This window comes from Sulfuricurvum sp. (assembly GCF_022759005.1).
Classification (GTDB): domain Bacteria; phylum Campylobacterota; class Campylobacteria; order Campylobacterales; family Sulfurimonadaceae; genus Sulfuricurvum.
In genome coordinates this window covers 1-12374 of record NZ_JAEMQA010000133.1, presented here as the reverse complement: position 1 = coordinate 12374, position 12374 = coordinate 1, and the positions used below count along the sequence as shown (strand labels likewise).

At 45.1% G+C, this 12374-nt stretch carries 13 protein-coding genes and 1 tRNA gene; 11 read left to right on the top strand and 3 right to left on the bottom strand.

What is annotated here, in order from left to right:
* The first annotated feature begins 3 nt into the window (after positions 1-3).
* The 10 genes from JHC35_RS08225 to JHC35_RS08180 all read left to right on the top strand — a co-directional run bounded on the left by JHC35_RS08225 (position 4) and on the right by JHC35_RS08180 (position 8298).
* Positions 4-342, top strand: a complete 339-nt coding sequence (locus JHC35_RS08225; protein WP_015654392.1) for a P-II family nitrogen regulator — start codon at positions 4-6, stop codon at positions 340-342.
* Positions 343-509: 167 nt separating this feature from the next.
* Complete coding sequence (locus tag JHC35_RS08220; RefSeq protein ID WP_295044064.1) at positions 510-1688, top strand: ammonium transporter; 1179 nt, start codon at positions 510-512, stop codon at positions 1686-1688.
* Positions 1689-1809: 121 nt separating this feature from the next.
* Entirely contained in the window at positions 1810-3186 is a 1377-nt protein-coding gene (locus JHC35_RS08215; protein ID WP_295044061.1) for a phosphomannomutase/phosphoglucomutase, read from the top strand.
* Entirely contained in the window at positions 3183-4190 is a 1008-nt protein-coding gene (gene pyrC, locus JHC35_RS08210; protein WP_295044058.1) for a dihydroorotase, read from the top strand. The genes JHC35_RS08215 and pyrC overlap by 4 nt, the downstream gene beginning before the upstream one ends.
* Complete coding sequence (locus JHC35_RS08205; protein WP_295044057.1) at positions 4180-4836, top strand: response regulator transcription factor; 657 nt, start codon at positions 4180-4182, stop codon at positions 4834-4836. The genes pyrC and JHC35_RS08205 overlap by 11 nt, the downstream gene beginning before the upstream one ends.
* Positions 4826-5692 carry a HAMP domain-containing sensor histidine kinase gene (locus JHC35_RS08200; RefSeq protein ID WP_295044054.1) on the top strand — a complete coding sequence of 289 codons (867 nt, stop codon included), beginning with the start codon at positions 4826-4828 and terminating at the stop codon, positions 5690-5692. The genes JHC35_RS08205 and JHC35_RS08200 overlap by 11 nt, the downstream gene beginning before the upstream one ends.
* On the top strand, positions 5661-6110 hold the full coding sequence (gene exbB, locus JHC35_RS08195; RefSeq protein ID WP_295044051.1) for a TonB-system energizer ExbB: 450 nt from the start codon (positions 5661-5663) through the stop codon (positions 6108-6110). The genes JHC35_RS08200 and exbB overlap by 32 nt, the downstream gene beginning before the upstream one ends.
* 4 nt (positions 6111-6114) lie before the next feature.
* A complete protein-coding gene (locus tag JHC35_RS08190; RefSeq protein ID WP_295044049.1) occupies positions 6115-6501 on the top strand; it encodes a biopolymer transporter ExbD in 387 nt (128 codons plus the stop codon).
* On the top strand, positions 6501-7196 hold the full coding sequence (locus JHC35_RS08185) for a 2OG-Fe(II) oxygenase (RefSeq protein WP_295044047.1): 696 nt from the start codon (positions 6501-6503) through the stop codon (positions 7194-7196). The genes JHC35_RS08190 and JHC35_RS08185 overlap by 1 nt, the downstream gene beginning before the upstream one ends.
* A 121-nt stretch (positions 7197-7317) precedes the next feature.
* Positions 7318-8298: a DUF475 domain-containing protein gene (locus JHC35_RS08180; protein WP_295044045.1), complete on the top strand. Its 981-nt coding sequence runs from the start codon at positions 7318-7320 to the stop codon at positions 8296-8298.
* 241 nt (positions 8299-8539) lie between these two features.
* On the opposite strand, the gene groL is transcribed toward JHC35_RS08180, so the two are convergent.
* Both groL and groES read right to left on the bottom strand, forming a co-directional pair.
* Entirely contained in the window at positions 8540-10171 is a 1632-nt protein-coding gene (groL, locus tag JHC35_RS08175; RefSeq protein ID WP_295044042.1) for a chaperonin GroEL, read from the bottom strand.
* A 20-nt stretch (positions 10172-10191) separates the two neighbouring features.
* Positions 10192-10452 carry a co-chaperone GroES gene (groES, locus tag JHC35_RS08170; protein ID WP_295044039.1) on the bottom strand — a complete coding sequence of 87 codons (261 nt, stop codon included), beginning with the start codon at positions 10450-10452 and terminating at the stop codon, positions 10192-10194.
* 207 nt (positions 10453-10659) lie between these two features.
* Here groES and JHC35_RS08165 point away from each other — a divergent pair.
* Positions 10660-10736 (top strand) — tRNA-Met (locus tag JHC35_RS08165).
* Between the two features lie 339 nt (positions 10737-11075).
* Here JHC35_RS08165 and JHC35_RS08160 read toward each other — a convergent pair.
* Positions 11076-12374: type I restriction enzyme endonuclease domain-containing protein (locus JHC35_RS08160; RefSeq protein ID WP_295044036.1), on the bottom strand; the 1299-nt coding region annotated here is incomplete at its 5' end.

Genomic DNA, 12374 nt, shown 5'->3' with positions numbered 1-12374 from the left:
ACTATGAAAAAAATAGAAGCGGTTATTAAACCATTTAAACTCGAAGACGTAAAAGACGCATTGGCGGAGATTGGGATTACTGGTATGACGGTAAGTGAAGTAAAAGGGTATGGTCGACAAAAAGGGCACAGCGAGCTCTATCGCGGTGCTGAGTATGTCGTTGATTTCCTTCCAAAAATTAAAATGGAGATGGTTGTTGATGATGCGATGGTGGATCAAGTAGTGAACACCGTTGTCGAAGCGGCACGCACCGGAAAAATCGGTGACGGCAAAATCTTCGTGAGCGACATCAGTAAAATCGTCCGTATCCGTACGGGTGAAACCGATATCGAGGCTATTTAATCCTTTATCCGTTCGCCCTGAGCTTGTCGAAGGGCATGTTCATGGTTCGACAGGCTCACCACGAACGGTTAAGTCCTTGAATGATTAAATTTTAATCAATAGTTCTTCTCAAATTCATTTAATTGGATATATAATGCACACCTTTATTTTAGTCTTAAAGGTGCTGCATGGATACTGCCTACGTTATTGACACTCTATTTGCCCTCTTTTCAATCACTCTGATTATTTTAATGGTTCCCGGTTTCGCAATGCTCGAAGCAGGTTTGGTACGGACAAAAAACGTCTCCAGCGTTTTGACCGTCAATGTTATGATTTACGCGGTAGCGTCTATGGCATTTATTTTGATCGGGTTTCATTTGGCATTTGGTACTGTTGAAACTACGACTATGAGTAAATGGGCTTTTTTCATGTTTCAAATGGCGTTTGTCGGAAAAGCGATCAACATTATGAGCGGCGGGGTGGGTGAACGTGCCCGCCTTTTACCGTTGACACTCTTTACTGTTATTATGGGAGCTTTCATCTATCCGAGCGCGGTTAATGTGAGCTGGGGAAGCGACTGGATCAAGGGGAGCGTATTTGATATTAATATGGTTGATTTGGCCGGTTCGACAGTCATTCACTCGACCGGCGGATGGGCTCTGCTTGCGGCAATTTTGATTATCGGTGCACGTAAAGGGCGTTACAGTGGCAATCAGATTCGCGTTATCCCTGCGTCAAACATCCCGTTGGTAGTCCTCGGCGCTATGTTGCTATGGATCGGATGGTTCGGATTCAACGGCGGTTCGGTCGGTTCTATCGCGACGAAAGAGGCAGCGGACAGTGTAGCTCTAACCGTATTCAATACGAATACTGCAGGTCTTGCCGGGGCGATTGTCGCAGGTATTTTGATCTATTTACGCTATAAGCTTTTTGATATTACGATGATTCTCAACGGCGCATTGGGCGGACTGGTCGCTATTACGGCAGGCGCCCATTTGTTTAGTCTTTATGATGCGATTGCCATCGGTGCTATCGGCGGAATATTGGTTGTTTTTGCGGTTCCGTTGTTTGATAAAGTACGTATCGACGATCCCGTCGGGGCGCTTTCTGTTCACTTGGTGAACGGTATCTGGGGTACATTGGCTGTCGGGATTTTCGCAGCTGACCCCGAAAAAGGGATAACATTGCTGGGTCAGCTCAAAGGGGTTGCGGAGATCGCTGTATTTGTTTTCAGTGTTTCATTTGCGGTGATCTATCTCATCAATAAATTTATACCGTTCCGCGCTTCGGATGAAGATCAGGTTCAAGGGCTTGATGTCAGCGAATGCGGACTTGAAGCGTATCCGGAATTTAAACGGGCTATTTAAACCTTAGTTAACACTTTTGTAACGCTTCTGTACTATTCTTTCTTGGGGCTTTTCGCCCCCTAAAAGACTCTTTTAGCCACCGCGTTGTATAATTTGTTTATGTTGCTTGAAAAGGGAAGATATGTCTATTTATCGTGAGTACGATATTCGCGGGATCTACGAAAAAGAGTTGAATGAAGAGAGTATCACCCGTTTGGGATATGCCTTGGCGGATGAAATGCGAGAATACGGCGAGTATATTGCCGTGGGATACGATGCGCGTTCCCACTCTCCGATCCTATTTGAATATTTGGTGGCTGGACTCAATGCGGGCGGTATGAAAGTCCTCGGGATGGGGATGGTTCCTACTCCCGTTAACTATTTTTGCAACTACCAAAATTTTGATGGGATAACGCCATCTGCTTCCGTGATGATTACCGGTTCGCACAATCCGAGCGAATACAACGGGTTTAAAATCACGATCAATAAAGCGCCGTTTTTCGGAGAACAGATTTATGCTCTCGGACGCAAAATCGATGCAATGGAGAGCCAAGCAAAAGTTGAACGTCAGGTCATAGAGATCGATGCATTAAGCCGATACAAGCGATTTATGGTCGAGTCATTCGGTCATTTGCGCGGGATGGATCAGCGGATCGTATACGACTGCGGAAACGGGGTTGCGGGGCTCGCTATCGAAGATATTTTTAATGAATTAGGACTCAAAACAAAAGGGATTTATGTCGATCCTGACGGAACCTTTCCGAACCACCATCCCGACCCAAGTGAAGAACACAATCTCGATGACATCAAAAAACTTCTTGCCGCTGAAGGTGACATCGCGTTTGCCTATGACGGTGATGCCGATCGTATTGCCGTATTGACCCCGAACAACAACATCAAGGGGGACATGATGGCGTTGCTGTTTGCCCTCAAGATGAAAAATCCGACCGTCATCGGCGAAGTGAAGTGTTCGCAGGTGATGTATGACACACTCCGTGAGCGGGGAGCCAACGCGGTGATGTACAAAACGGGGCACTCGAATCTCAAAGTCAAAATGAAAGAACTTCATGCCGATTTGGCGTGCGAAGTGAGCGGGCACGTCTTTTTTGCCGACCGTTATTTCGGCTACGACGATGCGATATATGCAACGCTTCGTATGCTGGAGCTGATCCATGAAGGGGTTGATCTTGATGCCGAGATTGCGAAACTGCCGAAAGTATTTTCGACCGAAGAGATCAAAGTCAAAACAAGCGAGAAAGAAAAATTTCCTCTGATGGCGAAGCTCAAAGAGTTGCTTCAGGCCCCGCCTGCATCGTTTCCGCCGATCAAAGAGATTATCGATGTCGACGGTGTGCGGGTGATATTTGAGAAAGGGTGGGGACTGGTACGTGCGAGTAACACGACTCCGGTACTCGTTACCCGTTTCGAATCGACCGAACAATCGGAAGCCAAACGGTATGAAGAGGCTTTGAATGCCTTGATCCAAGATGCACAAAATCAATTGAAGGGGGAAGCATGAAAACGATCACGCTAACGATGCCGCTGGATATGCACCTGCACCTTCGTGAGGGTGAGATGTTGGAGACGGTAGCACCGCTCACCTCGTACAGTTTTAGCGGTGCGCTGGTGATGCCGAACCTTGTTCCTCCGGTAACGACGCTCGAAGCACTCAAAGAGTATAAAAAACGGATCAAACACGCGATTGGACGGGATGATTTTGAACCGTATATGACCCTCTTTTACCAAAATTACAGCCGTGAATTTTTGGAAAGTGTACAAGATCATGTCACGGCAATCAAACTCTATCCGAGCGGTGTGACAACCAACTCTGAGGGGGGGGTGGCGAGTTTCGATATTGAAGCGATGCGTGAAACCCTCGGCGCAATGAGTGATCTAGGTATTGTTCTTTCGGTGCATGGCGAGACAAACGGATTCGTCATGGATCGAGAAGCAGAATTTATGAGCGTGTATGAGATGCTCGCTTCCAACTTTCCGAAACTCAAAATCGTGATGGAGCATATCACTACCGCCGATGCGGTAGCGATGCTGGATCGTTATGAAAATCTCTATGCCACCATTACGGTACACCATCTCATCATTACCCTCGATGATGTGGCGGGTGGAATGCTTCGCCCCCATCTGTTTTGTAAACCGATTGCAAAACGTCCGGAAGATCGCGCGGCACTTTTGAAAGTCGCCCTCGAAGCTCATCCGAAGGTGATGTTCGGTTCAGACTCCGCACCGCATCCGAAACACACCAAAGAGTCATGCGGATGCGGGGCAGGGGTCTTCACTGCACCGATCGCATTACAGTTGCTGTGTGAAGTGTTCGATGCTCACGATAAATTGGATAATCTCCAAGCGTTTGTGAGCGATAATGCCCAGCGTATCTACGGGATTTGTGCCGAATACAAAGAGGTAACGTTGGTTAAACACGATTTTATCGTTCCCGAAATCTACGGCAGTGTTGTGCCGATGAGAGCCGGGGAAACTCTGAAATGGTCGATTGAGCGTGTCGAATAAAATCCTGTTATTGGAGGATGATTTGCTTTTTGGCGAATCGATTACCGATGTTTTGGAAGAGGAGGGGTTCGAGGTCGTGCTCTGCCGAAATGGACAATCTGCACTGGATGAGACCTATAAAAACCACTTTGATCTTTATTTGCTTGATATCAACGTCCCTCTGATCGATGGATTATCACTGCTTAAAGAGCTTCGCAGGGCGAATGATCTGACTCCCACCATCTACTTAACCTCCCATCAAGAGATCGAAAAACTCTCCGAAGCGTTTGAAATCGGCGCGGACGATTATCTCAAAAAGCCGTTTAATACCGATGAACTTTTGGTTCGTATTCATGCTCTATTGCGCCGAACGAAAGGGAAAAATCGTCATTGCGTAGGGGATCTGTGCATTGATGAACTTCATAAATGTATTTTAATGGGTGGGAAGGAACTTACGTTGTCACTCAAAGAGTATCAGTTGATGGCTCTTTTGATCCATAATGCGGGAGAAATCGTGACCAAAGAGATGATTATGGATGCGTTGTGGAGCCCCTCTGAAATGATTAGCGACGGGGCGATACGGGTCTATATCAATCGTCTCAAACAAGAGGTCGGAAGCGATCTAATTGTGAATATTCGCGGAGTGGGATATCGCCTTGTTTCGTAACGTTGAGATTGCGTTGGCATCGCTGTATGTAATGACAACAGCCGTTTTAATCGCCGGAATTTATTATGTTCATGATGTAATCGGTGTCCAACAATGGGGTGTGATTGCGTTTGTATCGTTGATTATCACACTTTTTGTCGGAGGGATTTTGGCGCGGATTGCGATTACTCCTCTGCGCGAGCACTTTTACCACCTCGAACAGTTTTCGAAAGAGACACTGCATGAGCTGAACCTTCCGATCAATACGATTACCGCCAATGTTCAGATGCTTCGAAAAACCCATACGGACGAGAAAAGCTTGAAGCGGCTGGAGCGGATTGAAGTAGCATCCGAGATGTTAAAAGAGCGCTATAACGAATTGGATTATATGATCAAAAAACAGAGTGAACGGGAGAATATCGAGCATTTTGACCTGCGTGAAGTGATTGAGGATAGAATCCGTTTTTTGTGTTCATTATACCCCTCGGTAGACTGGCAGGTGGAGATCGAATCTTGCGAAGTGTACGGTGATCGGATCGGACTGGGGAAAGTGATCGATAATTTGATTGAAAACGGGATCAAATATTCACCGAAAAACCCTATAATCACAATTACACTTCAAAACAATGTGCTGAGGATCGTTGATCAAGGGATAGGGATGGATGAAATCACCTTGATCCATATTTATGATCGCTACTATCAAAGCGATTCGACGATGGCCGGATACGGAATAGGACTGAACCTCGTCAAACGCTATTGTGATCGCTACAGGATCGGATTACATATCTCCTCAAAAGTAGATGTGGGGACATGTGTCACATTAGAATTTAAAAAAAAGGATGAGAATGGAAAACAGTTGGCTTGGAATGGCGCATAGTGCTGTGGATTATGGAATCATCGGTGTATTGGTAATGATGAGTATCGTCTCTTTGTGGCTCTTTATCGAGCGCTTAATGGCCTACAGGGCGATTCGTATCGAGGATTATAAGAGCAAAGAGGAATTGGAACTCGATTTGGGAGACAATGTGAGCACGATTGCTACTATTGGCTCAAACGCTCCGTATGTTGGGCTTCTGGGTACTGTTTTGGGGATTATGATCACATTTTATAGTCTCGGAGATGTCGGTGCCGTTGATCCGAAGAAAATTATGACAGGTCTTGCATTAGCCCTTAAGGCAACCGCTTTGGGTCTCGTGGTTGCTATCCCTTCAATCGTGTTTTACAATATCTTGCTTCGTAAAATGGAACGGATATTAGCGACTTGGGACATTAACGCGCACAACAATAGAGGATAATGCGATGAGAATGAAGCGGATTGATACGATCAACGTTATCCCTTTTATCGATATCATGTTGGTATTGTTGGTAATGGTCCTCACCACGGCGACGTTTATCCGTACCGGACTCATCCCTGTAGATCTTCCCGATGCCAAAGGGACAGCGGCAGAGCATAAATCCACAGAATTAAAACTCACTATCCAAAAAGACGGAACCTTGATGGTGGGTGAGGAAAAAACACCTATCTCGTTGGCTGAGTTCGAACGGCGTGTTGTTGCGGGGGGTAAAGAGATGACGGTGGTTCTTTACAGCGACAAAGAGGCGGCATTTCAAAACTTCGTCGGCGTGATGGATGTCCTCAAACGTCTGGGGCATGAACAGCTTTACATTGTGACCGATAAAAAGTGATGCATCAAATAAGTTCATTTGTATACGCACGTGATGAACTCTTGGGGTGGGAGATTCCGACCAAGCGACTTCCCAACCCGTATCACGATTTTCCCTACATGGTACTCGAAGGGGTTCTCAGCCCCAGTGAATGCCGAGCCATTACTGCTGCTGCATTGGCCGACAAAGAGGCTGTTGCGGCGGAACTGCGAGGCAACTCTCTCGATACCGCTATCCGTAAAACCGATATTCATACCCTCAGCCCTGAACACCGCGCTATCTATAATCACCGATTTGAAGCGGTACGTTCCGAGATAGAAGCATTTTTCTCGATCTCACTGTCGAAAGCGACCGATGTACAGGTGCTAGGTTACGAGAGTGGATCGTTTTATCTCAAACACTCCGATGATGCGAGTGAACTGCGTGACAGTGATGGGAATGTAATCGGCTATCGTACCGTTGCTCCCGAGCGTAAACTAACCACCGTTCTTTTTACTACCTCCTACACCCCTAATCCGACCGATACGGATCATTTTAGCGGGGGAGAACTCCTCTTTAACTATTTGTGCGACGAGTCAGGCAACACGATCACTCTGCGTCCCGAAGCGGGAGATATGGTGGTTTTTTTGAGTAACCCCTATTTCGCTCACGAGGTACTTCCGGTCAAAGAGGGTTTTCGCCTTTCACTCGTTCAATGGCATGATGGACACCATTAATTGAGAACGCCAAAGGAATTCATCCCTTTGGCTACGCTTGCCGCTGTGGCACTAAAGCTTGACCCTAGGGTCAGAATTAATCGGCTATAATTTCGTATCTTTTTTTTGCAAGGGCAAAACAATGCGTTATTTCTACAGCTCGTTTGCGATTATGGCTCTTGGTCTGATTGCGGCATATTTTTTGGGCGGAGTTGCTGCTATCTACATCACCTTTCTTCTGATTGTTCTTGAAATTTCCCTCTCGTTTGATAATGCGGTGGTTAATGCCAAAGTATTGGAGACAATGGATCCAATTTGGCAAAAACGCTTTATCTTTTTCGGTCTTCCTATCGCAGTGTTCGGGATGCGCTTGGTATTTCCTCTAGCAATCGTATCTCTTGTCACAGGGATGGGGTTATTTGAAACCCTACATGTAGCGATGAATGATCCTGAGCGCTACGAAACAGTTTTGAAAAGCACTGAAACGACTATTTTTGCTTTTGGTGGAGCTTTCTTGTTGATGGTCTTTTTGGACTTCTTCTTTGAAGAGCGAGATATCAAATGGGTGACGTTTGTCGAAGGTTCCCGCGTGGTAGAGAAATTTTCCGGAGTTGCGAATATTGAGTTGATTACTGCGATTATGGTTGGGATCACTTTAGGGCACATTACGCAGGATTTTGGGATCGTTTTGGCGTTTATGTACGGTGTCTTACTCCACTCTTTGCTCGGGATGCTCGATTATTTTCTCTCTTCCGATACGGTCAAAAGTGGGATCGCTGGATTTGTTTATTTGGAAATTTTGGATGCGAGTTTCAGTTTTGACGGTGTCATCGGAGCGTTTGCATTGAGCAGTAATATTTTTGTCATTATGATCGGTTTGGGAGTAGGGGCAATGTTTGTGCGAAGTATCACGCTTTATTTCGTTGAGCACAAAGTTTTATCCCATTTTCGCTATCTTGAGCACGGTGCTCACTATGCAATCGGGATTTTGGCGATTATTATGTTGATGAAAATTACCACAGAGATTAGCGAAACGATTACCGGCACAATCGGTATCGGACTTATATCCATTGCGTTTGCTCACTCGATTTGGGAAAACCGTCAAGCGAATTTAGAAAACTAATCCCATACAAACTCGATTGTAAAACAGCTTCGAAAGGATCTTGAATAGGCACTTTGGAGCTTTATCTTTTTACAACATTCAAGCAACTTCTCAGAGGTAAAAAACCTCAAAAGTAGCTCAAAAGTAATGGTAGATTAGTAAACAGGTTGTAAAAGTTGTTGGAAGTAAGAGTGTAGCAAGAGGTTTCAAAGCTCCTTTCAAGGAGCTTTGAAAGTACTGTAAGGTGATGTAAGTCTTAGACTTACATCATACCCGGCATACCGCCGCCCATGCCGCTCATATCCGGCATAGCTGGTTTATCTTCTTTGATCTCATGGATCGTTGCTTCGGTTGTGAGAAGCATACTGGATACCGATACCGCATTGGTCAATGCGACACGCTCAACTTTGAGCGGATCGATGATACCGGCTTCGAACATATCGACGTATTCGCCGGTAGCCGCATTGAATCCGGTATTTTCGTTTGCAGATGTAGCGATCGTGTTGACTACGACACCCGCATCGTATCCCGCATTATCAGCGATTTGTTTGACCGGAGCTTTGATTGCGCGGAGGATGATTTCACATCCGATTTTTTGATCGCCGCTAAGCTCAAGGCTCACTTTTGCCGCCGCACGGATCAATGCCGCACCGCCTCCGATAACGATTCCCTCTTCAACGGCTGCTTTGGTAGCCGAGAGAGCATCGTCTACGCGATCTTTTTTCTCTTTCATTTCGGTTTCGGTTGCTGCGCCGACTTTGATAACCGCTACACCGCCGGCAAGTTTTGCCAAGCGCTCTTGAAGTTTCTCTTTATCGTATTCGCTGGTGGTTGAATCGATTTGGGTACGGATCTCTTTGATACGCATTTCCACCATCGCTTTGTCGCCCGCACCGTCTACGATTGTCGTATTGTCTTTGCTGATGACAACGCGTGATGCGTTACCCAAATCAGCGATTGTTGCGCTGTCCAACGTGCGTCCGATCTCTTCTGAGATCACTTGGGCACCGGTAAGAACTGCGATATCTTGGAGCATCGCTTTGCGGCGATCACCGAATCCCGGAGCTTTGACCGCAGTGATGTTGAGGATACCGCGAAGTTTGTTGACGACGAGTGTTGCCAACGCTTCACCTTCGACATCTTCAGCAATGATGAGAAGCGGACGTGAACTTTTTTGGACTTGCTCCAATACCGGAAGAAGATCTTTGAGGCTCGAGATTTTTTGATCGAACAACAAGATAAACGGATGATCCAATTCAACGGTCATTTTTTCAGAGTTATTGATAAAATACGGACTGAGGTAACCGCGGTCGAATTGCATACCTTCAACGACATCAAGTTCATCGTTGATCCCTTTTGCTTCTTCTACCGTGATAACACCGTCACGTCCTACTTTTTCCATCGCTTCGGCGATCATTGCACCGATACGCTCATCGGAGTTTGCTGAGATGGTTGCAACTTGTGCGATCTCTTTTTTATCGTTGATGATACGAGAAGAAGCTTTGAGATTTTCCAAAATCGCTTCAAGCGCTTTGTCCATACCTCGTTTTACTTCAACTGGGTTTGCACCGGCTGTGATGTTGCGAAGACCTTCTTGGTAGATCGCGTTTGCCAAAACAGTAGCGGTAGTCGTACCGTCACCCGCTTCATCCGCTGTATTGGAAGCAACTTGTTTGACCAATTGTGCCCCCATGTTTTCAAGAGTATCTTTGAGCTCGATCTCTTTTGCAACCGATACACCGTCTTTGGTGATGAGCGGTGAACCGTAGCTGCGTTGGATGAGGACATTGCGTCCGCGCGGTCCCATAGTTACTTTGACCGCATCAGTGAGTTTTTGTACCCCTGCGGCTAACTTATTGCGAGCATCGTCTGAAAAATGGATTTCTTTTGCCATAGTTGATCCTTTATACTAAATTATTTGATAATTCCGAGTAAATCATCGGTCGCAATGACCAAATAGCTTTTGCCATCCAACGTAAGTTCGTTGCCTGCGTATTTACCGAATACGACGGTATCTCCTGTAGAAACGTTGTCTACTTCAGTGCTTACGGCAACAACGGTACCTTGCGAAGGTTTCTCTTTTGCGTTGTCGGGGATAATGATACCCGATGCGGTTTTGGTTGCCTCTTCGAGACGTTGTACCAAGACACGTTTTCCAAGCGGTTGAAAGTTCATAGCATTTCCTTTTATGTTGAGATTTTTACGAGGGTGATTGTACACGAGTTTATCTAATATGTCAATAGTCTTAGTCGAAATGACTCAACTATTTTGAGTAAAATAATATATATTACTACAGCTCGTGAATGTTTTTTATTAGAAGCGTACTTCTAAAGCTTCTAATAAGGTATTGATTACTATAATTCCACTCTTCCATTTAAAGATGGCTGGGTAGCTCAGCTGGTTAGAGCGCTGGTCTCATAAGCCGGAGGTCGGGGGTTCGAGTCCCCCCCCCGCCACCATCTTACAAACACCGTAATCATCGAACTTTCCTAAACTAAAATCAAACACTAAAATGGCTTAAGAATTCACTGGGACATACCTTGGGACATACTTTCTTCTAAATTATTTACTTTTTATCCAATCAACCCGTCATTGCCATCCAAATGATCCATATCCTGAACGCTAAGGACTTTGTAGGTAAACGTGGTTCTAAAAAACAAAGGTATGCACTGAGCTCAGAACGAATAAAAATATCTCTCCTCATTTGATTGATGTAAAATCAGTGGTTCTGAATGCTAGATATAAAGTTACAACTGTTGTGAAACAGTTCATATAATCCTTACAAAAGACTAATATAATTACTTTGTCCACTCATCACTCAGAACTTCAGCTTGCTGCATCACTAATTCTAGGGCTTGGGCTTGTTTGTCTGGTGGGTATTTGTACTTTCTAAGTATGATCCTAATCATATTTCTCATCTTAGCTCTAACGCTCTCACGTTTCTGCCAATCTACACTGACACTACCTCTTAGTTTAGATGTAAGCTCTTGGGCAATGTGTTTTAGCACTTCATCACCCATCTCTCTCAATGCGGCTTCATTCTCAGCGAGTGCATCATAGAACGCTAACTCATCGAAGTTAAGTCCTAGATCTTGACCATGCTTAGCTGCTTGCGCTATATCCTTAGCCATCTGAATAAGCTCTTCTATCACTTTAGCGGTCTCTATGGCACGATTGTGATATTTACCTAGTGTTGCCTGCAACCTGTCGCTAAACTTCTTCTCTTGCACTACATTGGTTCTATTGTGAGCTTTGATCTGATCATTAAGTAACTTCTCTAGTAGCTCTATGGCTAGGTTCTTATGCTTTATGTGGGCAAGATCATCTAAAAACTCCTCTGAGAGTATCCCTATGTTTGGTTTTTCCAGTCCTACTAGCGAGAAGATATCTTCTACACCCTCAGAGATGAGTGCATTGTCTATAATCTGCTTGATAGCTCCATTGGGATCTTTTTTCTTCCCTGCTACTACTCCAACCTTTTGTATCACTGCTTTAACCGCTTGAAAGAAGGCTATCTCTTCTTTATGTTCTTTTGCTGCATCCAACGTACCGCATAAGCTAAACGCTTTCGTAAGGGCTAGTACTTCATCATAATATCGCTTCTTGCCCTCTTCAATTCCTAGTATATGATTCGCCGCAGGTGCTAGTAGCTTATGGGCTTTAGTTCTGTATTGTGAGTAATCAAACCCATGATACATAGTTGAAACGATGTCCAATCTTTTTAACATCTCAGCAAACGCTTCGGCTACATCGACTGTCCCATTGCCTTTACCATTAGCTCCAGTATAGGTTTTCAAAGCGGCTTTGAGTTCATTGGCTATACCAATATAATCAACGACTAATCCCCCGTTTTTACCTTTAAACACACGATTAACTCTGGCTATGGCTTGCATAAGATTGTGTGACTTCATCGGTTTGTCAATATACATTGTGTGCATGCTAGGTGCATCAAATCCTGTAAGCCACATATCTCTGACGATAACCAGTTTTAGTTCATCCTCTGGATCTTTAATTCTCTTCTCTAAGTCCTTCTTGGTCTGCTTAGAGTAGATATGTTTCTGTAACTTGGCATCATCGCTAGCTGATCCAGTCATTAT

Bases quoted from the DNA above. Each gene is read 5' to 3' on its own strand.
- JHC35_RS08225 (WP_015654392.1), top strand. From the start codon at position 4: ATGAAAAAAATAGAAGCGGTTATTAAACCATTTAAACTCGAAGACGTA.
- JHC35_RS08220 (WP_295044064.1), top strand. From the start codon at position 510: ATGGATACTGCCTACGTTATTGACACTCTATTTGCCCTCTTTTCAATC.
- JHC35_RS08215 (WP_295044061.1), top strand. From the start codon at position 1,810: ATGTCTATTTATCGTGAGTACGATATTCGCGGGATCTACGAAAAAGAG.
- pyrC (WP_295044058.1), top strand. From the start codon at position 3,183: ATGAAAACGATCACGCTAACGATGCCGCTGGATATGCACCTGCACCTT.
- exbB (WP_295044051.1), top strand. From the start codon at position 5,661: ATGGAAAACAGTTGGCTTGGAATGGCGCATAGTGCTGTGGATTATGGA.
- JHC35_RS08190 (WP_295044049.1), top strand. From the start codon at position 6,115: ATGAGAATGAAGCGGATTGATACGATCAACGTTATCCCTTTTATCGAT.
- JHC35_RS08185 (WP_295044047.1), top strand. From the start codon at position 6,501: ATGCATCAAATAAGTTCATTTGTATACGCACGTGATGAACTCTTGGGG.
- JHC35_RS08180 (WP_295044045.1), top strand. From the start codon at position 7,318: ATGCGTTATTTCTACAGCTCGTTTGCGATTATGGCTCTTGGTCTGATT.
- groL (WP_295044042.1), bottom strand. From the start codon at position 10,171: ATGGCAAAAGAAATCCATTTTTCAGACGATGCTCGCAATAAGTTAGCC.
- groES (WP_295044039.1), bottom strand. From the start codon at position 10,452: ATGAACTTTCAACCGCTTGGAAAACGTGTCTTGGTACAACGTCTCGAA.